Origin of the sequence: Singulisphaera sp. GP187, from assembly GCF_900129635.1 — a bacterium.
Lineage (GTDB): Bacteria > Planctomycetota > Planctomycetia > Isosphaerales > Isosphaeraceae > Singulisphaera.
The window spans coordinates 2,491,780-2,515,052 of sequence record NZ_FSRB01000001.1 but is presented as its reverse complement, the minus strand read 5'-3'; the positions used below and the strand labels follow the sequence as shown (position 1 = coordinate 2,515,052).

Below are 23,273 nucleotides of genomic sequence, written 5' to 3'. Positions count from 1 at the left end.
CGGTTCCATCTCCGGGCCGACCCCTTCGTGGTGGAATCCTCTTAAGGATGCACCGAAGATTTTCCGCCATTCGAGGTCGTTCCACCCTACGTTCTCCCACAGGGAGGCGATCGCGGCCTACGACCCGAAGATACAAATCGTCAACTTCTATTGGGATGGCATAGACTAAATCATCAGAGCATCTCTGGCTCCCTGTCGCTCCCGAACCGCCAGAGCCCAAATGAACGACATTCGCCTTCGAGGGCCGCTCCGCATGCGACTCCCACGACTCACAACGCAACGGATGATGCTCGCGGTGGCGTCTGTCAAGGCCGCCCCTCTCTGGCTAGCGTGTCGGGCCGAAGGGGTTCGGGGGCACTCAGTGAGACGAGGCGAAGTGGCGGCCCTATCCCACAGCAATCAGGGGCGGCCGGACGATCCGTCGAATTTAGGGGGTTGTGTGTCCATGCGAGGTGCGACACCGCGCATAGACATGCCCCGCCGGCCCGCGATTATGCGGAGCGACGGGGCCAGTGTTGCGATAGCGTGACGATCCAGAGTGAGGATGGCTGCCGTGACCGCCGCAGGGTTGTGCGATTTCCGATGGACTTAGTCGGATCGCTTCTGACGGCGACGGAAATGCGCCAGCCAACCCACAGTGACGAGACAGACCAGGGTCGCCGACGCGGGCTCGGGAACCGTCGTCGCCGTCAAGCTCGTAATTGTGCCCGCGAACAAGACCTGGGCGTTGTTCGGGTCCGTGACCTTAAGCGTAGCGTCACAGAATCCCTGTCGGAATTCTTGTCGCCTGTTTTGTTAGAATGGTTGGTGGTCCACCCAGAGCGGAGGTTCCACCATGTCACGTCCTCTGACAGCACGGAAACCGACCCCGGCCGAACTCCGCCGGGTCCATCAATGGCTTGAGAAGCCTCTACGACCTTGGCAGCGTCGTCGCGCGGAGGTGCTCTTGCTTCGCTCCGCCGATCTTTCCGCCACCGCGATCGCCCGGTTGCTCCATGTCCATGTCAACACCGTATATGCCGATCTCCGCGACTTCGCGCAGCACGGCCTGTCCTCTCTGAGCCGACCGCGCACCGTCGGCGCTCCTCCACACCTGTCCCAAGAGCAAATCGCGGCCGTTTGGCGCCTGGCCGGCCAATCGCCCACGACCCTCGGGTTGCCGTTCGGCCGCTGGACCCTGGCCAAGTTGCGTGACGTCCTGATCCGAGAGAAAATCGTCAAGTCGATCAGCCGTGAGCACCTTCGTCGGGTGCTCAAAAAGGGGGGTATACATTTCGCCGCATCCGCCGCAAACTCTTCAGCACCGACCCGAATCGGCGTGTGATTTTGCATCGGTTGAGAGTGTGGTGGCAACACCGACCCCGTCGGGCCGTCTTGGCGTTCTTCGACGTCCAGCCGATCACCGTCAAGGCGTACGGCGGACGATGTTACACCACGGCCAAGCGCCTGGTCTTGCAGCGCAACCAAAAGATCCGCGGTCGGTTCTACCTGTTTTTGCTCTATGACGTGAACCACGGCCGTGTCCATTGGGCCTTCTACCCGGGCAAGGGGGCGAAGTACGTCTGCCAATTCCTGCGGCGAATCCGGCGATGGTATCCCGGACGCCTCCTGCGGTTGGCCCTGGATCGGGATCCGGCCCACCCGATCAAGGCCCGAGCGACCCGTGCGATGATGCGACGATTGGGGCTGCAATGGACCAGCCTGCCAAAGCGAAGCCCGGACGACAATCCGTGTGAAACGATCTTCAGCGACATCCAACAGAATGTCCTGGACACGACCAACGACCCAGATCAACAGGCGACCAAAAGGCGGATCAGCAGCCATTTGCAAGCACGAAACCGTCGTTCTGACCGGTTCATTCGAATCTCCTATCTCGAAGGGCCCCGAAGCCATACCCACAAGAATTAGGTGACGGATTCCAACAGGGTTTGTGTGACAGTACGCTTAAGCTTTGCCTCTGAGAAGTTTGCAAGGCTCAGCATGGACGTCGGTCCGAACATGCCGTAAACGACACCCGTAGGGTTCACCAATTCGAGGTCCGTGTGGAACGCTCTCCCATTGACCCAGCCAAAGCCCGGCTCGGTGATGGTTAGCTTCGTCGGTGAAGCAGGATTGGGAGCGCTGGACACAAGGAGAGCGGGATGATCCAGAAGCTTTTGGCCCCCGACCGAGAGGGTCATCCCCGGACCACCGGAATGAGGCGGCGAGTACGGATGAGTGTACAAGGCGTCCGACCCCATGAAATCAGTTGGCGCCACCGCAGCGTCGAATGAGAAGGTGCCAGTGAACTGGGAACCTTGACTGATGCCGGTCGATGCGTCGACCGAGGTGATCGTGCCCGCGAACTGGTACCAGATCGGATCGGCATTGGCCGCCGTGGTGTGACCGATCGCGAGCCAGAGGGCCGCTATTTTCAACAAGACAGCGAAAGGGCGGGGGGGGCCTGCCGTTGACATCTGATCCTCCATGATTCAGAACGGGATGCGAGCACTGGTGGAGATCATCGCCGAATCCGGTGTGGCTTTCAATCCCAGTTATTTCGGGGTCAGTCAGTCTGTCCGCCACGCTACCGAAGTCGAGTTCAATCCGCATTCGTATTAATCCCGGAGGGAAGACAGGGCGGCATGGTGCCGCCCCTTGGATGTGAATCCTCTGGTAACCTGGTTCCATGAGGCAACACACCGGGGATTTCTCATCGTCACCGATCGTTCAGAGCGAGAATCAAGCCATGAAACCGTGGCGAGTGCGAACACTGATGGTGATCATTCTGCTTCTAGCGATCGACTTGGGCGCGTATCATACCATGATGACCGATGGCTCAACCTGGGCCGTCGTTGCCTTCCTGTTAATGAATTTAATGGTGCCCGTGGTGACCGGTCTCTTTTTGTCGATTCGACGGATTTCGAGAGACCATACGAGCACGACTCTTTACTGATGAGCGTACCCTTCAGACTGGGCCTGACAGTTCTACTAGCGAATTCAGATCTATTTGTTCGTAAATGGTGTCTTGGCCGTCACGTTGGGGGGACGACGCACGATCTCCACGTGCGTGAGCCGGATGGCATTGACCATCACATCGGCTCGCTTGGCGAAAAGGAGGGCGTCCGTTGGGGGGGGGCAGATCCTTCTCGGGCCTCCAGTTGATTGAAGACCCGTCGGTGTTGAAGAGGTTATTGAGGGCGTACCAGTCCTTCTGACGAGATCGTCACGACCCACGCTTTCGGGCCGCCCGGACTGAACGTGCGCTGCTTCAGGTCGGGACGAACTTTGAACCGGGAGGGCTCGATGCTTTCGACCTTCCAGCCGACGGCGAAAACCTCCTCAAGCTCCTGACGTGACACCCTCCGCGGGCCCTCTGTTCCCGGCTCTTCGTCGGAGAAGCAGAGGAGGAACAGCCGACCTCCCGGCTTGAGGATCGAGGCCAATCCCTCGACGTAGCGGCGCCGATCCTTGTCGTCGAAGACGTGGAACAACCCGCTGTCGATCACCGTGTCGAAGACTTCGGGAAGGTCGCTCAGAGCCAGGGCGTCCATGACGAGGAAGTTGACGGTCAGACCTCGCTCCGCGGCCTTCAACTTCGCTCGATGAATCGGCTCGGCCAAGAAGTCAAAGCCCGTGACCTTGTGGCCTCGGCTGGCGAAGAAGAGGGCGTTCTCGCCCGTGCCGCAGCCGGCATCGAGGATCGATCCCGTGATCCGGTCGGCCACGTCCAGGAACGCTTTCTGCGGCTTGCCGATGTCCCATGGAGCCTGCCCTGCGTAAGCGGTTTCGAAGGTGTTTCGGTCGGGGACAGTCATGTTTGTTCTCCGGTAATGTTCGTATTCTCGCACGTCCCGATCATCGCCATCCCGCGAAGGTCGGATGGTATTGAGGTTTCGCTCACCCCCCCATCGAAAGGAGAAAGTCTGAGCCGAGTTTACAGGCTTCCTGACTCGGTTCTGCCTCGACTTGGTGTCGACTTCGCCCCAAGGCTCGTCAGCGATCGTCCTCCAGAAGTTTCCGATCCTCCACGCTCCAGCGATCGAGTACCCAGCGGGCGATGCGACGGAGTTCCCGCTCTCCGTCCGACTTTGACTCCCGATAGCGTGCCTCAACGGCGTGAATCCGGTCCAGTGCGGCCCGATACTCACCACGCTTCGGCGGCGTCATGGTCCCGGCGGCCTGCATGGCCCGCACGCGCTCAGGGCAGGTCAGTGGAGATGGTTGGCACCACGTCCGCTCGGCGGCGAAGACGGTTTGAAGTTCGAGGAGGTCATCGACCGCCCGTGGCGTGGCGAACGCCCCGAAGACCTCCTCGCCCAGGATTTCCTTGTAACGATCGAAGGCCAGGTCGGGGTTGCGGCTGAACTCCCGGTAGGCGATGCGGTTGACCCGCATCAGCAACGCGTCGTAGGGCGGTTCGCCAGGGTCCAGCCAGCCGAACCCCAGAGGCACTTGACGTCGCCCCTTGAGCCATTCCTGCCCCTCCTCGGCCACGGTGGCGACGAAGGTGAACGCCTCGAGCGAGGGGACGTATCCGGTCATCTTCGCCCCTCTGGCATGCTGGGCATTGGCCCGGATCTCTTGCGGTCCCTTGCGGGCGGGCGAGTCGTCCGACCACAGGCTTCCCTTGGCCCGCTCGATCAGGGACGGCTCGGGGTGGGCGCTGTGCGGGGTGAACATCAGCGTCCAGCGGGGGTCGAACGGGAGCTTCGCCGCCTTGACGCCGAAGCCCGGCACGTCGGCTCCGCTGAAGTAGTGCGGGTAGACCACGACCGTCGCTTCGGGCTTCTTCACCCAGACCTCCTCCGAGATCCGCCGGACAAACGCGAACTCCTTCTCGAAGAAGTGTTCGCCGCAATCTTCGCAATGGCAGATGGCGTAGTCGGACGACTCGATCATGAGGCCGTCCGCGTTGGAGTAACGGGCGTTCATCTCCCGCAGATATTCCAACATGAACCGTTGTGACTCAGGCTTCGAGGGGCAGAGATTGTACCCCCAGCAACCGATACCGAAGGGGGCCACTGGCTTGCCGTCCTTGCCGATCGCCTTCAGCTCGGGGTGCTCGAGCGGATACTGGTTCACTCCGTCGTAGCCGAACGGTGTGAAGCCGAGCAGAACTTTGATTCCCTTCGAGTGGGCATGATCGATCAGTTCACCCACGAAATCATGGCGGATGTTCTCGTGCTCCGCATTGTACTTCCAGGTGACCGGATACTTCTTGCTCCGGAACGCCCCGGCGACCCAGAGCATGAGCGTGTTGCCGCCGTCGTTGTGGATGCCGTCCACGATCCGCTTCCAGTCGGCAAGGTCGTAGGTCGGCATCCGCATGAACGTGATGTAGTAACCTCGCTGGGTGAACGGGCCGTCAGCACGACGATCGTCTTCGGTAGGAGAGGTCAGCGTCAGCAGAGTTGCGGCGACCAGCATGGGGAACATCGGCATGATGATCTCAGTATCTCCGTGGATTCAAACAGTTCGGGTCGCCACAGCCACGACCCGTCCATTGTAGCAGGCCGAATCGCTCAGGGCGACGAGGGTCGATGAGTCGTAAAACGAGACGCACGGTGACGCCAATCGAGCCCCGGCGCTAATCCGGGAGGGGTCGGCGGGTGTGGAATTAATGCGAAATTAGAAATATATGAAATGAAATAATTTTGTTAAGCAAAATGTTCGAAAATAGTAAATTGTTATTGTTTTGAATTAATGAACACCGTTAATAAGACTGATATCGCCGATATTCCATCGCAAATCGGATTCAGGGGCCGACGCGACAGCGGATTCGTTGCCGCAAAGATCGGCGTGACAAGCGGATGAAGCCCATCGTAGCAAGCACCATGCCGGCGAGAGTGATCGGATCAATGGTCGTTGAGGTTGTCGTCGCTCTCTGGGCCTGCCTTGTCGCGAGGACGGTTGAAGCAATCCGAATCCCTGGCGTCTTGGGAACTCCTTGCGCCTTTTGCCAGGTTTGGAGGGAGGCCATTGCGAGTGCGGCCACGACAACCATCGCCATGAGCGAGCGAATTCGGAATTGGCGGTTTCGCATGAAAATGGCTCTAATGGTCGATATTGTATTCTCGGCGGGCTTAAGTCATTGCTGCCCAAGCGTTGCCGTGCCCTACGTTGTTCGCTTCGATTCTCTCGTTGTTCCACGTGGATTTTACACCGAGGAAGTCAGCAGGAACCGCTATTGCGGTCCACACCTCCAACAGGGCAGCGGCCCCTGCGTTGCAGTGCAACCCTGACAGTACGCATAAGGTCTGGGATTAGCAACGATGTCCACCGTTTGCCACTGCAAACACAATTGCGAATAGAGAAAATCGATGATGCAAATGAAGCCGCATTTGTGTTGTGAGTCGGGGTTGAGCTCATCTTTCGGCTCAAGAGGGTTGGGCTGGGCAACTATCGAAGAGGCACGAGGAAGTCGCCCGGTTTTCTTGGCTTATCATGGCCCGCGATGAGCTTGACCCCCAATCGTGGGCATTGACCCCACGCGGTTCCCGCGTTCCGGTCCTCGGGAGGTGGGTGGGCTCGTGTGATCGCGAAGGGATCGAGCATGGAGCCAGTTGACCCTGTCCGAAATCACTCCGAGCCGGGGCCGCGCCGTCGCTGGGTCTTGAGAGGTCAACGGCAGGGCCTTGGTGAATCGGGCGTGCATCGCCCTGAGTCGCTCCGGGGATGCGACCGACGATTCACCGCGCGGGACGGCTCGAGCCTGGGCCGAACTGCTTTTGAAGCCATTGGCAAGACCAATTCCATTCGTTAATCTGAGACGCTTCCGCCGGGCCGATTCAGGACTCCTCGGCCCGCTGTCTTTTCACGAGTGAGACGACCCAAGACGATGGCCGCCACAACCGCGTTCTCCGACCTGCGACACGAGATCGCCGGTGTTCCCATCATCGACATCGCCCGCCGGTTCGGAACGCCTACGTTCATCTACGAATCCTCATTGATCCAGCAGCGGATCGACGATTTGCGGGTGTTTGACACGATTCGATACGCCCAGAAGGCCAACTCGAACCTGGCCGTGCTCGACCTGGTCCGCCGTCAGGGCGTGCTGGTCGATGCCGTTAGCGCCGGCGAGATCGGTCGGGCCCGGGCGGCCGGATACGTGCCGGCCGGCGACCCGCCGCCGATCGTCTTCACGGCCGACATCTTCGACCACGAGTCGCTCAACCTGGTGGTCGAACAAGGAATTCACGTCAACTGCGGCTCGCCCGACATGATCGCCCAGTATGGCGAGCGTGCCCCCGGCCGCGAGATCACCCTGCGGATCAACCCGGGGTTCGGGCATGGCCACAGCCAGAAGACCAACACCGGCGGCGAGCAGTCCAAGCACGGGATCTGGCACGATCAGGTTGGCGACTGCCTCGCACTCGCCGCGCGGAATGGACTGAAGATCGCTGGCCTGCACATGCATATCGGCTCGGGAACCGACCTCGAGCATCTGTCGCAGGTCTGCGGGGCTCTCGAGCGAGTCGCCCTCACGATCGGCTCGACCATCACAACCATCAGCGCTGGCGGTGGGCTGCCGACCCCGTATCGCGTGACCGACCAGACCGTCGACATCGCCGCCTATTTCCAGCTTTGGGACGCGACGCGCCGCCGGCTCCAGGCCGCCTTCGGTCACCCCGTCCGGCTTGAAATCGAGCCGGGTCGCTACCTCGTGGCGGAGAGCGGCTACCTTGTGGCCGAGATCCGCGCCGTCAAGCGGATGGGATCGAACACGTTCTATCTCCTCGACGCCGGCTTCAACAACCTCGCCCGGCCGATTCTCTACGGCGCTTACCACCCGATGTCGATCGCCCCGGCCGATGGCGCGACCGTTCGGGAGCGGCAGGAGGTCGTCGTCGGCGGTCCGCTCTGTGAGTCGGGCGATATCTTCACGCAGACCGATGGCGGTGTCGTCGGGTCACGGTTGCTCCCAACCGCCAAGGTGGGCGACTTCCTGGTCATCGAACGCGCCGGTGCCTACGGCTTCACCATGGGATCGAACTATAACTCGAAACCGATGGCTGCCGAAGTGATGATCGACCCCAACGGCAAGACCCACCTGGTTCGGAGTCGGCAAACCTTCGAGGACCTGATCCGGGGCGAGTCGATCCCGGCGGTCTGACCTGACGTCGCGTACTCGCCGACTTGATTACGGAGTCCGTCCCGGAGGTTTCTCGCCACGCCGAACGGTCGACCGTTCCGCACCCAGGACACACGCCTCTGGTGAATCGGTTGGCGTAACAGCTTCAGCGACCACCCCGCGCACGCCCCTGCCAATGCAGGGGGGACGCGGGGGACGGTCGCGGATTCCCTGATCACGGCCGGGGAGTCGGGGGTCACTCGGAACCCGAGGGGACCGCCTTTGGCCTGGGTTCACACTGAGGCGGGTTTACCTTCCCATGCCTAAAGTCAGGGGCTTCACTCACGCAATTTGGTGACCCCGAACCAAGCCTCCCCACCGCGCAGGAAGGGCCGCATGAGCGGGGCCGATGTCATGAAACAACCTTCACGGCTCCGCCGCGCGAAGGCTTGGGTCGCCGGCCTCGGGTGAACGTGGAGAGACCCTCCGCTCCTCGTTCGGCACCAGGACAGACGACTCCCGGAGACCCCTCAGAACGCGGGTCCTCGGCGCGCTCGGACTTGGGGTCTCCCCCCGATTCATCCCTCTTGACGGTTGAACGGATTGGTGACGCGCCACCACCGTCTCAGGTCGGCGCAAGGCCGTGCATGAGGGTGCCCCGACAACCGATCCCCACCACTCAGGATTCCTGGTTTGGGTCCCGTCCAAATCAAATCGTGGTATGAGCGGTGACATAAACTAATCCACGCCTGTGGAATTCGCATGCATCATTCCATGCTGCCATCGGGGGAGGCGCTCGGATTCGCCATCTCCGTCTGATGAGCCGGCGATCAGAAATGACCATTTATGCCTAATTGTTTAGGAAGTGACATCTCGGTTATTACAGAATTAGGAGAGCCTTTGGAAGGATTTCCCGGGAAGGAATCTGAGTTAATCTTAAATTTTCTTTCAACCACCCCATCGCGTTGTAAATCGCGATGGAGAATTGGAAAGCGTCAGAATCAGGGCGGAAAGTGAGGGCTCGATTCAAGAAAAATTGCCGAGGGTACGAGAATTGAATTGCATAACTCACCATGGGTTGTCTAGATTCGAGTTGCCAACCCGCGCGGAGACTCTCCCCTATTTGCTTATGGGTGTCGCCGCGTCGAGATCCTCAGATCTTTTTGATGGGCAAATCAGGTTCGATCGCATAGCGAGGCCGCTCCCGGTCGCCGTTTGGACACGCGCGCCTCGTGCTGGCGGTGAGGGACGGCGCTTCGAAGGAATTGCGCTATGAGCCGCTCCCTCTCGGTTTTGTCGGTTGTTTGGAATGAGAAATCGGGCCAGAACGATTTCCTTGGGATTAAATCGTTCTGATTGCTCGATTGGAACAACTCTTCGCCTATGATGGTTCCTCGGATCTGACCTGCCGGGCCTCCCGCTTGACAATGGAACGGGGTCGGCAGGCGGGTGGCTGTTCTCTCTGGATCACCGAATTCGTTGAGGGTCCCTTCGATGTCACGTCGTTCGTTCGGCAACGTCTTCGCGCCGTTGGTCGTGGGCCTTGCTCTGGGCTCGGGTTGCAGTTCCAACGACCAGACGCCCGTCGAGAACAAGATTCACGCCACCAGGAGCTTCTCAGACGCCGAGCTCAATGCGCCCCTGAGTCCCCAGGCGCGAGCGCGGGGCGCTCAGGTCGCCCCCGCCCCGACCCGGTAACCGATCGCGAACATCCCGCGTCCCCGTCGGCCCTGCTTTCGAGGCAGCACTCACGTTTTCTGGTCAAGGCCCATTCCGTGCGTGTCATTCCTAGCGAATTCCGGCTTCGCCCTTGCGAGCGAGCACGGACTCAAGGAGAGACTTATGCGACACTCGAACGCCCGCGGTTTCACGTTGATCGAGCTCCTGGTGGTGATCGCTATCATTGCCGTCTTGATCGCCTTATTGCTTCCCGCCGTCCAGGCTGCCCGTGAGGCGGCGCGACGCGCTCAGTGCACCAACAACCTGAAACAACTGGGCCTGGCGTCACACAATTATTTGAGCACAAATGGATCGCTTCCGCCCGCGATGCTCGTCCCGTCGCCGGTGGACAACTGGGGCTGGTCTCCCAGTGGCCTTTTGAGCATCCTCCAGTACCTTGAGCAGGGTACCTTGTGGAACGCTTACAATGTGGGCGCGGTGCAGCCCAACGCTTCGGGCAACGTTCTCTATGGGAAGAATACGACAGTCTTCAACACGCAGATCGCCTCGTTACTTTGCCCGTCGGATGGACGAATGCGCCAGGTGACTCTGAGCAACTACGTGGGGAACCTCGGCGGCCCGTTCCAGATGGGCGGCTACACCGGCACGTTTATCCCGACGGCGGATTGGAACCTGAAGAACAACAATCAAGCCGGCGACCTCAAGATCGCCGGGGTCGTTGACGGAACGAGCAACACCGCACTCTGGAGCGAAGTGCTGTCCGGCCACACCAATCCCGGCAGCGTAAAGGCCGGTGATTCCAATCCGAATAACTGGAAGCGCGTCCATTTCGAGACGGGCTTGAACAACACCCAGGCCGATGCCGCCGGCGCGATGGCGCTGGTGAATGCCTGTAAGTCGATGCCACCATCCACACCGGGCGTCGCGGGCGCCCGCGGCGATTGGTTCCAGGCCTACCCTTACTACATCAACTACGCGGTCTACAACCACACCGCGCCGCCGAACACGCGGGCTTGCTCCAACGCCCCGTGGAACACCTGGGGACAAGATGTTTACGGCGCCGCTCCGCCGACGAGCCACCACTCGGGTGGCGTCAACCTCTGCATGACCGATGGATCGGTCAAATTCATCAAGGACACCGTTAACCTCCAGGCTTGGTGGGCCATCGGCACCCGCAATGGCGGCGAAGTGATCAGCGCAGACTCCTACTGATCGGCCACCGCCAGGGAGCCCGAAACGGCCCTCACCGTCCGGGCTCCCACGTCCTCACTCGTCGCGAGCCGCCCGTTATCGCGACGAGGACACTCCCGAACTGCCAACCAACCGGTCGGTCGCACACGCCGGGGATCACAGCTCGAGCGCTCTGGGTGGCTGGGGGCCGGACTCGGACCCCGGTGCGCCGGCCAACATCTGGATCGGGGGCCGAGTCCGGACCCCAGCCACCCAGACGTGTGCCACTCGAGGGCAAACCGCGATAAGCGGGTGGACCGGGTCTTTCTTTGTATTGAATGATGTGCAAGCCCTGGGGGCTACGGGTTGGACTCTACCCGTCAGCCAAAAACCTGGGCGATCGCTCACGGGTTGAGTCCAACCCGTGGCCCCTATCGGCTCGTCCCTGGCCACCAAACCGCGAGTGGCGTGGGAGAGCCAGCTCGAATCCACGCTGAGTGACCTCGTCCAACGGTTTTCGTGCTGACGCCCGAGGACGCTCTGCAGTTCCGCGTGGGTCCGCTGCCAGTTGACTGAGATTCCGATCAATTCTGAGGTCAACCCTCCAGGGTTCGAGAGATTCTGAAGACGTTGGCCGATTCTCTGCTTGCGTTGCCGGATTTTCTGGCGGACAGTAGGTGTCGCTCGAAAGACTCGATTGTGATTGGGAATTGAAGATGTCTTGACAACTCGGGTTTTCCCAACGAAATGGGAGGTTTTCGAGCCTTTTCTTCAAAATCGACCCCCAAAGCCCCGCCAATGACGCTTGGTTCAGGTCTGGTGGGCGCTGGACTTGTCCGTGGAGCCCGACTCACGATGCCAGAAATGACGCGCCGCTCGGCTCTCAACGCCCTGACTTTCGGTCTTGGCGTCGGGGGAATTCTCCCTTTCGGTGTTTCGCCCTGCTTCGCCCTGAACGACCGCGAACCGACCGAGGGATGGCGACCGTTGTTCAACGGGAAAGACCTCACCGGCTGGACCGATCGCGTTCCCGCGGCGAAGAAAGTCTGGGTCGTCTGTGACGACGTCAAGCTCGACCCCGCCGACCCCGCGCGGCTCCTGCCCGTTGGAGGCGGCGGTGGGCCCGCCGCCGTGATGCTCTGCGGCGGCGACGGGCGTGGGTCTGACCTCATGACCACTGAGAATTACGAAGATTACGAGTTACACGTCGAGTTCACCGTCCCCAAGGGAAGCAACTCGGGCGTCTACAACCGTGGGCTCTTCGAGGTCCAGGTCTTCGACAGTTACGGGGTCGAACACCCCTCGTTTCACGACTGTGGCGCACTTTACGAGCGCGCGTTCCCGAAAGAAAACCTTGCCAAGCCTCCCGGCGTCTGGCAGTCGTACGACATCAAGCTCGTCGGCAAACGACTGACGCTCGTTTGGAATGGCAAGATCGTTTACTCCGACCACGACGTCCGATATGGCGAGACCGACCGCGCGGCGTTCGAGCGGCTCCGGCAGGAAAGCGTTGGCAAGCCGCCCGAGCTCCAGGTCAAGCTCCGCGAGGAAAAAGGCAAGTTCGTCGGCTACTTCGGCGAAGGAGGCACCCGCGCCGGTCTGGACGGCCCCGATCGCCCCGGGCCGATCCTCCTTCAGGGAGACCACGGACCGGTCGCCTACCGGAACTTGCGAATCCGCCCCATCGTGTCCAAAAGGATTGGGACCGAGTAGGAATCCACGCGAGAACATGATAAAAAATTAGGCGGAAACACCAGGTGGTGAGACCCCTTCAGTCACGAAGGATCGCCACCTTTCGCCCATTGAAATCGTCCATGACGACCCGGGAACCAACGGATGTCCGGATCACGGATACGATCTTGCTGGCATGGTGTGAATTGATAAGTTTGTATGTTTGGATTTTGTTTTGAGCGTCAGTGTTTGAACGATGTGGTTTTCAAGAGGTCGAAGGCGGATGCTCCGCACCTCAAGTCCAGAGCCGCCGGACGGTGAACCGCTTTTTAGAGTAGAACGAGTCGCTCGACATGCTGGGAAAGCTGGCCTTGCCGGAAGTCCGAGAACTGATTGACGCCGGGGACTTTGTCACCCTCGCCGAGGTGCTGAACCGCTGGCTCCCCGCCGACCTTGCCGAGCTCCTCGCCGACCTGAGTCTGAACGAACATGCCTCGATATTCAGAGAACTGACGCCTCCGTTGGCGGCGTCAACCTTCGAATACCTCGACCTGGCGACTCAAGAGCGGCTGCTCGAGACGCTTCCGGAGCCCGTGGCGGCCGCCATTGTCGATGACATGGCGCCTGACGATCGGACCGCTCTGCTTGCGGAGGTGCCTCAGGAGCTGGCTGGCCGACTGCTCGCGCTCTTGAGCCCGGAGCAGCGCGCGGTTGCACAGCGGCTGCTGACCTATGGCGAGGAGACCATCGGTCGCCTCATGACGCCCGACTACGTCGCGGTCCGGAAGGACTGGACCGTCAGGCGGGTCCTCGACCACGTCAGGGCGCATGGCAAGGATAGCGAAACGCTCAACGTCCTCTATGTCGTTGACGGCCAGGGCAAGCTCGTCGACGACGTCCGTATCCGCGAATTTCTGCTCGCCCCGCTCCACACGATCGTCCGCGACATCATGGACAATCAGTTCGTTGCCCTCCGGGTGACGGATGATAAGAAGGGCGCGGTCGAGGTCTTCCGCAAATATGACCGCTCCGCGTTGCCGGTCGTCGACTCCCATGGCAGTCTCGTCGGGATCGTGACCATTGACGACGTCTTGGATGTGGCGGAGGAAGAGGCGACGAAGGAGATCCAGCGGTTCGGCGGCCTGGAAGCGCTGGACGAGCCTTACGTCGCCACGCCGTTCTTTGCCCTGGTGAAGAAGCGGGCCTCCTGGCTCATCGTGCTCTTTTTGGGCGAAATGCTGACCGCGACCGCGATGGGGTACTACGAGGGGGAGATCGAGAGAGCGGTGGTCCTGGCCCTCTTCGTTCCACTGATTATTTCGAGCGGAGGCAACTCGGGCTCCCAGGCGGCGACCTTGATCATCCGGGCCTTGGCGTTGGGCGAGGTCAAACTTCGCGACTGGGGGATGGTGTTGCGCCGCGAGCTTGCGTCCGGTCTCCTCCTCGGGTTGATCCTCGGGACGATCGGCTTCCTGCGGATCGCCGTCTGGAGTGCGTTCTCCAGTATGTATGGGCCGCATTGGGCCCTCGTGGGGCTCACGGTTGGCGTCACGCTGCTCGCCATCGTGATGTGGGGCACACTGGCCGGATCGATGCTCCCTTTCCTCTTGAAGCGTTTAGGACTCGACCCGGCCACGTCCTCGGCGCCCTTCGTGGCGACGTTGGTGGACGTCACGGGCCTGGTCATCTACTTCACCGTCGCCGTCTTGGTCCTCCGGGGCACGCTCCTGTAGCCAGGATGGCAACGGAACGGCAGGACAGGGACGCGCGGTGGCTTGGGGCAATCGAGTGACCGCGTTCGGACGTTCGAAATGACGAACGACCCGAAGGGCCTTCCATGGTCCATCGAGCCGCACGCCCTTTGTCTTGGGTGGGGCGGTGATCCCTCACCTTTATCTGAGATCGGTCGTCGGGCCTGGATCACATGAATCAAATCGCCGGAAGGCGAGGTCGACCGGGGGTTGGCGTGCGGGCCGTTGCGCGGCGGTCGCTGGGACTCGCGGCCAGAAATCGCTTGCAAACGCAACCGGGCGCGCGATGATGCGCGGAACCGAGTCGTTGGTTTTCCCACCGCTCGGACGCCCATTCACCACTGCGGGATCGGCTTCAGGTGAAAGCGAGCATGTCATGGCGGAAGCTGCCATCATGGAGTTGAAAGACGCGTTGGCCGCGACCTTCCCGGAAATCTTCCCGGGCCAGGACCCCACCGTCAAAAAGACGATGCCCAGGCTGCAAGCCGCGCCGGGGGATCACTCGACCAATCCCAACTACAACGCCTCGACAGACCCCCACGTCGCCGGTCTTGCCCTCGATATCATCCTGCTCGCGTGGGTGGAGTCAGAGCGCAAGCTCGCGGAGAACCTGGTCGACCTTTTCGTCTACTCAAAGGCCGCCATGGGCTGGAACGCCGTAATCTATAATCATGCCACAATTGATGACTTTGGGGGGCCCAAGCCCCATTCGGGGCCTGATCCACACACAAGTCACATCCATATCCAGTGGCCAAAGTCGCGTGCCGGCACCACGGGATTTATCGGTGGCATGCAAAACGATCTCACTGACTTGCACGATCGGTGGGCGAATCATCGGCCGCTTCCGAATGATTGAGGCATGCAATCGGTTTGCTCTGACCGATCGGTAATGCTTCGTTGCATTCGTTGTTCGCGACTTCGCTGCGATCGGCGAGAACTCATCAATCGTGCGTCATGCAACGCCAGCGCCAGGCCCGCGCGATAGCTGAGCCCGCGGGGCGTAAAGCCCAACGTTCGACTCGCCTCATCGCCGAACAGGCACTCCATGATTGTGCGTGGGTTCGTTTCGTCCAGTTCGGGGGTCAAGAGCTGTCGAGTGTACTCGAGGTCTTCGGCGTCGATCGTCGGCGCGACACAACCGGCTCGCGCCATGGCGTCACCCTCCTGGCTCAGATAATCTCGGAGTGTCTGGGCTGCGCCGTTCCGGTGGATTGAGGCCGTTCGGTGCACCGCCGTCTGCACCGTTTCCCAGACTCCCCGGACCGTGGCTGGCTCACTCGACCACAGGACTCCTGCGATCCAGGATTGCTGAAATGGTGAGGAGCGACCTCGACCTGTGATCAGGAAAAACTCACTGGCGTAGCGGTTGGTCCACCCACCTCCCACGTCGTCCGCAACGACCAGTCCCATCGAAAAGCACCTGACCAGTTCCGTATGCTGGGATGAGGCCTCGACGGCTGCTCGAGTGGCGACCTCCTCAGTGTCGAGATCGATCAACGCATCGATCAGCACGGCGACATCATCCCCGGCCATCGGATTCAAGGCGACGAGAGGCGGGAACCGCACCTCGTTCTGAGCTTCATTGAGCATGAGCCGAAGGTAGGCGGAAAACCGGTCACCTCCGCGCGGGATCCGGTACAGGTTGCGTTGCCGTTCCAACAGGGGAACGAATTCGATCTGCATGTGGTTTCTCGATAGCAGCCCAATGCATGTGGTGGCGATTAAGTGTGGATTGCAGCAGAGTCTTTAACCGAGGTCGGACGCATGAAGCCTGATTCTTGGGACACACCGCGCAACCGGCGAGTTCGCATTGGCAGTTCGAGTGAGTCATCACTTCAGATGGTGTGTGGTTCCGAGTCGTCAGAAGGCAAAGGAGATTATGGCGACGGACGTCCGAGCCCGGCGAAGAAGTGTGGCGGTGACCCATCGACGTCGATTAAAATCTCCCTTGGAGAGACATGGGTACGTGGGACCGTCGCAAAGGGACGTGGCTTCCTGGGATGGGCTTGCGAATCGATTCGAATCGACTCGGGAAGGGGTCGTGACGATGCTCGAGCTGAAAGTGAACGGCAAGCTCCACTTGGTCGATGTCAGCCCGGACACGCCGCTGCTCTGGGTGATCCGGGAAACACTCGGATTGACGGGGACGAAGTTTGGCTGTGGCATGGCGCTTTGCGGTGTCTGCACCGTCCATCTTGACGGGGAGGCGATCCGCTCGTGCGTCACCCCCGTTTCGCGTGCTGTCGGCAAAGAAGTGGTCACGATCGAAGGTCTTTCGACCGATCACAGACACCCTCTGCAAGAGGCCTGGATCGCGGAAGACGTTCCGCAGTGCGGGTATTGTCAGTCGGGTCAGATCATGTCCGCCGCAGTCCTGCTGCGCGAGAATCCCAATCCCACCGACGCGGATATCGACGATTCCATGACCGGTAATCTCTGCCGTTGTGGAACCTATCCGCGGATCCGGCGCGCGATTCACCGGGCGGCCGAGATCACGGTCAAGAAGGAGGGCAAATGAGCGAGGTCCTCAATCTCAGCCGGCGTGGTTTCCTCCGAACAAGTCTGTTGGGGGGCGGGGGATTGGTCCTCGGCGTTCACCTCCCCTTAACACCCAGGCAGGTCGCGGCGGCCGAGGAGCGAGTGGCTTCGTTCGAGGCCAATGCGTTTGTCCGGATCGGTGCCGATGAGTCGGTGACCGTGCTGATCAATCACGCCGAGATGGGGCAGGGGGTCTATAACGGACTGTCGATGATTGTGGCCGAGGAGCTCGACGCCGATTGGAGTAAGGTTCACGCCGAGGCTGCGCCGGTCGACCCTGCCTATAATCACACGCTCTACGGCACGCAAATGACGGGCGGGAGCACGAGCACCTGGACGGAGTGGGACCGACTCCGCAAGGCGGGAGCGACGGCCCGGGCGATGCTGATCACTGCGGCTGCCGACACCTGGAAGGTCAACGCCTCAACCTGCAAGGCGGAGAACGGTGCGGTGGTCCATCGGGATTCGGGGCAGCGACTCTCGTTCGGCCAGCTTGTGGCGAAGGCGTCGCGGCTGACTCCGCCGAAGGACGTAACGCTGAAGGATCCCAAGAACTTCACGCTCATCGGCAAGGCGACGAAGCGGCTGGATACCCCCGAGAAGACGAATGGGACGGCGGTTTTCGGTCTCGACGTCAGCGTTCCGGGAATGCTGGTCGCGCTCGTGCTTCGCCCCCCTGTTTTCGGCGGCAAGGCGAAGCGCTGGAACGGTGAGAAAGCCAAAGCCGTGCCTGGGGTGCGGCACGTCGTCGAAATCGACCGCGGGGTCGCGGTCGTGGCCGACGGCTTCTGGGCCGCCAAACTCGGGCGTGCCGCCCTGGAGGTCGACTGGGACGAGGGCCCGCTGGCGACTCTCAACAGCCGGACCCAGCGCGCCCACTATGCCGAGCTCGCCAAGCAGCCCGGGGCCGTGGCCAAACAAGCGGGCGATGTCGCCGCCGGGATGGCCGCGGCCGCAAAAACGCTCGACGCGTTTTACGAACTCCCCTACCTCGCCCACGCGACCATGGAGCCGCTCAACTGTGTGGCCGACGTGCGTACGGACGGTTGCGACGTCTGGACCGGTACCCAAGCCCAAACGTTTGATCGCGACGCCACGGCGAAGGCCACTGGACTCAAGCCTTCACAAGTCAAGATCCACACGACCTTGCTTGGCGGTGGATTTGGCCGGCGCGCGGTCCTCGACAGTCACTTCGTGCTCGAAGCCGTGCAACTTTCCCAGGCCGTCAAGGCGCCGGTCAAAGTCATCTGGACGCGTGAAGATGATATCCGAGGTGGATACTACCGGCCCGCGGCGTCGCACGCGATCCGCGGCGGTCTGACCGCGGATGGCAAACCGGTGGCCTGGGAGCATCGGATCGTCTGTCAGTCCTTCATTGTCGGGACGCCGTTCGAGTCAGTCATCGTCAAAGATGGGGTCGACGACACGGCCGTGGAAGGGGCCGCCGACCTTCCTTATGACGTTCCCAACCTCCGCGTCGACTGGCAGATCGCGCCCGGGGGCGTCCCCACGCTCTGGTTTCGCTCGGTGGGGCATACTCACACTGCGTTCGTGGTCGAGAGTTTCTTGGACGAACTGGCGCATGCCGCGGGCAAAGACCCATTGGAGCTCAGACGCTCGTTGCTCGGAAACCATCCACGCCACAAGCGGGTGCTTGAGCTCGCCGCCGAGAAGGCGGGCTGGGGCGAGCCGCTCCCCGAGGGACACGGACGCGGCTTGGCCGTGCATGAGTCGTTCGGAAGTTTCGTCGCCCACGTGGCGGAAGTCTCGGTCTCCGACGAAGGCAAGATCCGCATTCATCGAGTCGTCTGCGGGATCGATTGTGGCCCCACCGTAAACCCGGACGCCGTGCGGGCCCAGATGGAGAGCTGTATCGCGTTCGGACTCACCGCGGCGCTCTACGGTGAGCTCACATTCGAGAACGGCCGGGTCCAGCAACGCAACTTTCATGACTATCCGATCTTGCGGATGAATGAAATGCCCGTTGTTGAAGTCCACATCGTGCCCACGACGGACAAGATGGGCGGCGTGGGCGAACCCGGCGTTCCGCCGGTGGCTCCTGCGTTGGCCAACGCCATTTTTGCCGCTACGGGTAAGCGAGTGCGTCGGTTGCCGATCCGTCCCGAAGATCTGAAAAGAGCCTAGCTAGCCTGGCCCCGGCGGGAGGAGACTCGTGATGGAGCTGCCTGACGAACGAAGGCACATTCGGCTGAGGCGCCTCATACCCACAACAACATTGGCTCTCACCGCAATATTTTGTGGACTACTCTGTTTTCATGATGTGAATCCGTCAAAAGCTGATGACCCTGGTATCGGCAATCGCGAAGGCAATGGCAAGGGTGACGAGGAGGACTCGCGCGCGGCCTTTCTCGCAGCGTACAAGGTTCTGATGCACCCACGTTGCATGAACTGCCACCCGGCGGGAGACATTCCCCTCCAAGGGGACGATAGCCACCTGCATGCCCAGAACGTCAAGCGCGGGCCGGACGGCAAAGGACTGTATGCGCTCAAGTGTGCCAACTGTCATCAAGAGCGGAACCTGGCAGGCGATAACATGCCTCCCGGCAATCCGAACTGGCACCTCCCCTCTCCTGAGATGCCGCTCGTTTTCCAGGGCAAGACGCCTGGCGAGCTCGCTCGACAATTGAAGGACCCGAAGACGAACGGGAACAAGACGCTGGAGCAGTTGCTCCACCACGTCACCGAGGACAAGCTTGTCCTTGGTGGATGGGATCCGGGAGATGGTCGTACCAGGCCGCCGCTCTCGCACGCCGAGTTCGTCAAGAAAATGCGCGAGTGGGTCGAGAAGGGGGCCGTGGTTCCTGACTGAACTCTCGAGAGTCAGAAAAGGAATGCACGCGAAATCCTCCCGGTCGGTGGGTTTCTTGCAGCCCCTGGGGGCTGCAACATGCGTGCATTACTTTTCTGACTTGCAATAAGTTGGCGTTAGACTCAATCAGCGGAAGGCGAGCGAGAAAATAGGAGTTTTCGGCCGGGCCGCTTCGAGCTCAGTGCGCCCCGATGCCCTCGACGTCCTCGGTCTCATCGTCTTCGGGATCGATCGGGCTCTCGGGCTTGGAGAACCGGTCGTTGAACCACTGGATCACGAAGTAGAAGACGGGAGTGAGGAAGATCCCGAACAGGGTGACGCCGAGCATACCGCTGAACACGGCGGTTCCCAGCGTTCGGCGCATTTCAGCTCCCGCCCCTTCGGAGAGAACCAGCGGCACGACACCGAGGATGAAGGCGAACGACGTCATCATGATCGGCCGGAGCCGCAAGGCGCAGGCCTCGAGGGTCGCTTCGCGGCGCGGGACTCCCGCGTCTCGTCTCGACTTGGCGAACTCGACAATCAAGATGGCATTCTTACAAGCCAGGCCGACGAGGACGACGAAGCCAACCTGAGTAAAGATGTTGATGTCCATCTTTGTGAAGAGCACACCCGCGACCGAGCAGAGCAAGCACATCGGCACGACCAGGATGACCGAGAAGGGGAGCGACCAACTCTCATACTGGGCGGCGAGAACCAGGAAGACGAGCACGACGGCGAGCACGAACACCATCATCGCCGTCGACCCGGTCTCGAGCTGCAAGAGTGCGAGCTCGGTCCATTCGGAACGCATCGATTGCGGGAGCTCGTCCTTGGCGACCTTTTCCATCAGGTTGATCGCCTGGCCGGAGCTCACGCCGGGGGCCGGGTTGCCGTTGATGGCGGCGGCCGGATACATATTGTAACGCATGACCAGGACAGGCCCGTTCATATCACGGATATCCGCCATCGCCCCGAGTGGTGCCATGCCGCCGCTCCGGTTGCGGATCTTCAGTTGTTTGAGGTCGGAGATCTGTTTGCGGTAGTTCGAGTCGCCCTGGACGTTGACCTGCCAGGTGCGGCCGAACTTGTTGAAGTCGTTGACGTAGAGCGAACCGAGGTAAACTTGCAAGGTGTTGAAGACCTCGCTCGTCGCGACGCCCATGGTCTCGACCTTGTTCCGGTCGATGTCGAGGAAGAGCCAAGGCGTATTCGCTCGGAAGCTGGTGAACAGGCCTTCAAGTCCCACGGTGTTCGTGCCCTCACCCACGATCCGATCGGCCGCCGATTGGAGTGAGTCGAGCCCCGTATCGCCGCGGTCTTCGATCACGAGCTTGAACCCGCCCGCTGTGCCAAGCCCTTCGATCGGGGGCGCCCCGAAGATGTTGATGAGGCCGTCCTGGATCTCGTCCTGAAGCACGGTTTGAAGCTTGGCGGCGATCGCATCTCCCGAGAGTTCATGAGATTCGCGATGCACGAAGTCGTCAAGCATGACGTACATGGCGCCGAAGTTGGGCGCGTTGGCGTTGAGCAAGATCGACTGCCCGGCGATCGCAACGGTATGGTTGACCCCCTTCACCTTGGCCGAGGCCAGCTCGATCTGCTGCATCACGCGCTGGGTCTGTTCCAGGGAGGTTGAGTCGGGCATTTGGACGTTGACGAGCAGATAGCCCTTGTCCTGGGTCGGGATGAAGCCGGTTGGCGTATGGGCGAAGCCGTAGTAGGTCAGATAGAGCAGGCCGCCGTAGCCGAGCAGGACGACGAAGGTTCCGCGGAGCATCACACCCACGATCCGAGTGTAGGCGCCGGTGGCCGCGCGAAACCCCGCGTTGAATCCTTTGAAGATCCCGCCCAAGATCCGATTGAGGATCCCGCTCACGATCAGGCCGCCGAGAACACCGGCCGTAATGCTCCCAGCGACCGCCAGCCATGCGGGATCGATGCCGGGGAACAGCGTCGGATGGGTCTTCAGGTAGGCGGCGATTGGGGCCGTGAGGAACTTCCAGCCGACCCAGCCGCCGAGGAGGCCGTAAGCCGGGCGAGGCAAGGCTTCGCCGCCACCGTGCTCTCGCGAACGGAGGAGCAGGGCCGCCAGGGCCGGGCTGAGCGTCAGCGAGTTGAAGGTCGAGATCAAGGTGGAGGTGGCGATGGTGAGTGCGAACTGGCGGAAAAACTGGCCGACGATCCCACCGATGAAGGCGCAGGGGACGAAGACGGCCGTGAGCACCAGGCCGATGGCGATGACAGGTCCGGAGACCTCCTCCATCGCTTTGGCGGTTGCGTCACGCGGTGAGAGCCCGGACTCGATGTGGTGTTCCACCGCCTCGACGACGACGATGGCGTCGTCGACCACGATCCCGATCGCCAAGACCAGGCCGAACAGCGTCAGGTTATTCAGGCTGAACCCGAGTGCCGCCATGATGGCGAACGTGCCGACGATCGCCACCGGAACCGCGATCAGCGGAATCACGGCCGACCGCCAGTTCTGAAGGAACAGGAGAACCACCACGGCCACCAAAATCACCGCGTCACGTAGGGTCTTGAACACCTCATTGACCGACTCGGTGATGAACGGCGTCGTGTCATAGACGATCGCGTAGTCGAGTCCGGTCGGGAACCGGCCTTTGAGTTCTTCCATTTTCACCCGGACGAGCCGGGCAGTTTCGAGCGCGTTGGAACCGGGACGCTGATAGATGGAGAGGGCCACCGATGGCTTGCCGTCGAGGGTACAGCTCTGATCATAGCCCTGGGCGCCGAGCTCGATCCGGGCGACATCCTTGAGCCGAACGATTCGTCCTTCGGCATCCGTTTTTAAGATCATGTCGGCGAACTGATCGGCGTCGGTCAGTCGCCCGAGGGTACTCATGGTGTATTGAAACACTTGCCCGGTCGGGACCGGAGGCTGGCCGATCTGGCCGGCGGCGACCTGGGCGTTCTGCTGTTCGATCGCGCGGGTGACGTCGCTCGAGGTCAGGTTCCGAAACGACATTTTGCCCGGATCGAGCCAGACCCGCATGCTGTAGTCGCGCTGGCCGAGGTAGGTGATATCGCCGACGCCCTCGAGCCGAGCCAACTCGTCGCGGAGCTGGATCGTGGCGTAGTTGCTCAGGTAGAGGTTCTCGCGAGTCCCGTCCGACGAGAACAGGTTGACGATCATGAGGATGCTGGGGGACTTCTTTTTGACCGTCACCCCACGCCGTTTGACCAGGTCGGGCAGGATCGGTTCGGCCAGCGACTCGCGGTTCTGCACGAGCACCTGCGCCATGTTCAGGTCGACGCCGATCCGGAAGGTGATCGTGAGCTTGTACATGCCGTCGTTGGTGCATTGCGACGACATGTACAGCATGTTCTCCACGCCGTTGATCTGCTGCTCGATCGGCGCCGCGACGGTATCGGCCACGACCTGCGCGTTCGCGCCGGGGTAGTAGGCCGAGACTTCCACCGTCGGAGGCGCGATGTCCGGGTACTGGGCGATCGGCAGCGTGAACACGGCGATTCCGCCGGCCAGCGTGATCACGATCGACAGCACCGTGGCGAAGATGGGCCGATCGATAAAGAAACGTGAGAACATGGCGAGATATTACCTCTGCGTCAATGACCC

General features: G+C 61.2%; 16 protein-coding genes. 11 read left to right on the top strand and 5 right to left on the bottom strand.

What is annotated here, in order from left to right:
* The first annotated feature begins 835 nt into the window (after positions 1-835).
* Together BUS42_RS09780 and BUS42_RS09775 are read left to right on the top strand one after the other, a co-directional pair.
* The gene (locus BUS42_RS09780) at positions 836-1,324 is read left to right on the top strand and encodes a helix-turn-helix domain-containing protein (RefSeq protein WP_074306751.1); all 489 of its coding nucleotides are present in this window, start codon (positions 836-838) and stop codon (positions 1,322-1,324) included.
* A 50-nt stretch (positions 1,325-1,374) separates the two neighbouring features.
* Positions 1,375-1,908: a transposase gene (locus BUS42_RS09775; RefSeq protein WP_074306750.1), complete on the top strand. Its 534-nt coding sequence runs from the start codon at positions 1,375-1,377 to the stop codon at positions 1,906-1,908.
* Here BUS42_RS09775 and BUS42_RS09770 read toward each other — a convergent pair.
* The 3 genes from BUS42_RS09770 to BUS42_RS09755 all read right to left on the bottom strand — a co-directional run bounded on the left by BUS42_RS09770 (position 1,905) and on the right by BUS42_RS09755 (position 5,424).
* Positions 1,905-2,456 carry a hypothetical protein gene (locus BUS42_RS09770; RefSeq protein WP_143206278.1) on the bottom strand — a complete coding sequence of 184 codons (552 nt, stop codon included), beginning with the start codon at positions 2,454-2,456 and terminating at the stop codon, positions 1,905-1,907. The two genes, BUS42_RS09775 and BUS42_RS09770, sit on opposite strands and share 4 nt — an antisense overlap.
* 714 nt (positions 2,457-3,170) lie before the next feature.
* Positions 3,171-3,797 carry a class I SAM-dependent methyltransferase gene (locus BUS42_RS09760; RefSeq protein ID WP_074306747.1) on the bottom strand — a complete coding sequence of 209 codons (627 nt, stop codon included), beginning with the start codon at positions 3,795-3,797 and terminating at the stop codon, positions 3,171-3,173.
* 178 nt (positions 3,798-3,975) lie between these two features.
* Positions 3,976-5,424 carry a hypothetical protein gene (locus BUS42_RS09755; protein WP_074306746.1) on the bottom strand — a complete coding sequence of 483 codons (1,449 nt, stop codon included), beginning with the start codon at positions 5,422-5,424 and terminating at the stop codon, positions 3,976-3,978.
* 1,396 nt (positions 5,425-6,820) lie between these two features.
* On the opposite strand from BUS42_RS09755, the gene lysA reads away from it, so the two are divergent.
* The 6 genes from lysA (at position 6,821) to BUS42_RS09720 (ending at position 15,181) form a co-directional block, all read left to right on the top strand.
* Positions 6,821-8,095, top strand: a complete 1,275-nt coding sequence (gene lysA, locus BUS42_RS09745; protein WP_074306744.1) for a diaminopimelate decarboxylase — start codon at positions 6,821-6,823, stop codon at positions 8,093-8,095.
* A gap of 1,452 nt (positions 8,096-9,547) precedes the next feature.
* On the top strand, positions 9,548-9,751 hold the full coding sequence (locus BUS42_RS09740; RefSeq protein ID WP_074306743.1) for a hypothetical protein: 204 nt from the start codon (positions 9,548-9,550) through the stop codon (positions 9,749-9,751).
* Positions 9,752-9,895: 144 nt separating this feature from the next.
* On the top strand, positions 9,896-10,945 hold the full coding sequence (locus BUS42_RS09735) for a DUF1559 family PulG-like putative transporter (RefSeq protein WP_074306742.1): 1,050 nt from the start codon (positions 9,896-9,898) through the stop codon (positions 10,943-10,945).
* Between the two features lie 813 nt (positions 10,946-11,758).
* Positions 11,759-12,616 (top strand): 3-keto-disaccharide hydrolase, encoded by an 858-nt coding sequence (locus BUS42_RS09730; protein ID WP_074306741.1) that lies wholly within the window; start codon positions 11,759-11,761, stop codon positions 12,614-12,616.
* A gap of 311 nt (positions 12,617-12,927) precedes the next feature.
* Positions 12,928-14,307, top strand: a complete 1,380-nt coding sequence (gene mgtE / locus BUS42_RS09725) for a magnesium transporter (RefSeq protein WP_074306740.1) — start codon at positions 12,928-12,930, stop codon at positions 14,305-14,307.
* 394 nt (positions 14,308-14,701) lie between these two features.
* Positions 14,702-15,181 carry a hypothetical protein gene (locus tag BUS42_RS09720; protein ID WP_074306739.1) on the top strand — a complete coding sequence of 160 codons (480 nt, stop codon included), beginning with the start codon at positions 14,702-14,704 and terminating at the stop codon, positions 15,179-15,181.
* On the opposite strand, the gene BUS42_RS09715 is transcribed toward BUS42_RS09720, so the two are convergent.
* A complete protein-coding gene (locus BUS42_RS09715; RefSeq protein WP_074306738.1) occupies positions 15,157-16,008 on the bottom strand; it encodes a hypothetical protein in 852 nt (283 codons plus the stop codon). The two genes, BUS42_RS09720 and BUS42_RS09715, sit on opposite strands and share 25 nt — an antisense overlap.
* 364 nt (positions 16,009-16,372) lie before the next feature.
* Between BUS42_RS09715 and BUS42_RS09710 the strand changes: the two genes are divergently transcribed.
* The 3 genes from BUS42_RS09710 (at position 16,373) to BUS42_RS09700 (ending at position 19,693) form a co-directional block, all read left to right on the top strand.
* Positions 16,373-16,843 carry a (2Fe-2S)-binding protein gene (locus tag BUS42_RS09710; RefSeq protein WP_074310906.1) on the top strand — a complete coding sequence of 157 codons (471 nt, stop codon included), beginning with the start codon at positions 16,373-16,375 and terminating at the stop codon, positions 16,841-16,843.
* A complete protein-coding gene (locus BUS42_RS09705; protein ID WP_074306737.1) occupies positions 16,840-19,008 on the top strand; it encodes a xanthine dehydrogenase family protein molybdopterin-binding subunit in 2,169 nt (722 codons plus the stop codon). Before BUS42_RS09710 ends, BUS42_RS09705 begins: the two co-directional genes overlap by 4 nt.
* A gap of 244 nt (positions 19,009-19,252) precedes the next feature.
* On the top strand, positions 19,253-19,693 hold the full coding sequence (locus tag BUS42_RS09700; RefSeq protein ID WP_254053417.1) for a hypothetical protein: 441 nt from the start codon (positions 19,253-19,255) through the stop codon (positions 19,691-19,693).
* Positions 19,694-19,871: 178 nt separating this feature from the next.
* Here BUS42_RS09700 and BUS42_RS09695 read toward each other — a convergent pair whose 3' ends face one another.
* A complete protein-coding gene (locus BUS42_RS09695; protein ID WP_074306735.1) occupies positions 19,872-23,243 on the bottom strand; it encodes an efflux RND transporter permease subunit in 3,372 nt (1,123 codons plus the stop codon).
* Positions 23,244-23,273 lie beyond the last annotated feature (30 nt).

What these genes read in the sequence shown, in the direction of transcription:
- BUS42_RS09740 (WP_074306743.1), top strand. Translation starts at nt 9,548, where the DNA reads ATGTCACGTCGTTCGTTCGGCAACGTCTTCGCGCCGTTGGTCGTGGGC.
- BUS42_RS09700 (WP_254053417.1), top strand. Translation starts at nt 19,253, where the DNA reads ATGCACCCACGTTGCATGAACTGCCACCCGGCGGGAGACATTCCCCTC.
- BUS42_RS09720 (WP_074306739.1), top strand. Translation starts at nt 14,702, where the DNA reads ATGGCGGAAGCTGCCATCATGGAGTTGAAAGACGCGTTGGCCGCGACC.
- BUS42_RS09735 (WP_074306742.1), top strand. Translation starts at nt 9,896, where the DNA reads ATGCGACACTCGAACGCCCGCGGTTTCACGTTGATCGAGCTCCTGGTG.
- BUS42_RS09695 (WP_074306735.1), bottom strand. Translation starts at nt 23,243, where the DNA reads ATGTTCTCACGTTTCTTTATCGATCGGCCCATCTTCGCCACGGTGCTG.
- BUS42_RS09710 (WP_074310906.1), top strand. Translation starts at nt 16,373, where the DNA reads ATGCTCGAGCTGAAAGTGAACGGCAAGCTCCACTTGGTCGATGTCAGC.
- mgtE (WP_074306740.1), top strand. Translation starts at nt 12,928, where the DNA reads ATGCTGGGAAAGCTGGCCTTGCCGGAAGTCCGAGAACTGATTGACGCC.
- lysA (WP_074306744.1), top strand. Translation starts at nt 6,821, where the DNA reads ATGGCCGCCACAACCGCGTTCTCCGACCTGCGACACGAGATCGCCGGT.
- BUS42_RS09705 (WP_074306737.1), top strand. Translation starts at nt 16,840, where the DNA reads ATGAGCGAGGTCCTCAATCTCAGCCGGCGTGGTTTCCTCCGAACAAGT.
- BUS42_RS09760 (WP_074306747.1), bottom strand. Translation starts at nt 3,797, where the DNA reads ATGACTGTCCCCGACCGAAACACCTTCGAAACCGCTTACGCAGGGCAG.
- BUS42_RS09730 (WP_074306741.1), top strand. Translation starts at nt 11,759, where the DNA reads ATGCCAGAAATGACGCGCCGCTCGGCTCTCAACGCCCTGACTTTCGGT.
- BUS42_RS09770 (WP_143206278.1), bottom strand. Translation starts at nt 2,456, where the DNA reads ATGTCAACGGCAGGCCCCCCCCGCCCTTTCGCTGTCTTGTTGAAAATA.
- BUS42_RS09715 (WP_074306738.1), bottom strand. Translation starts at nt 16,008, where the DNA reads ATGCAGATCGAATTCGTTCCCCTGTTGGAACGGCAACGCAACCTGTAC.
- BUS42_RS09780 (WP_074306751.1), top strand. Translation starts at nt 836, where the DNA reads ATGTCACGTCCTCTGACAGCACGGAAACCGACCCCGGCCGAACTCCGC.
- BUS42_RS09755 (WP_074306746.1), bottom strand. Translation starts at nt 5,424, where the DNA reads ATGCCGATGTTCCCCATGCTGGTCGCCGCAACTCTGCTGACGCTGACC.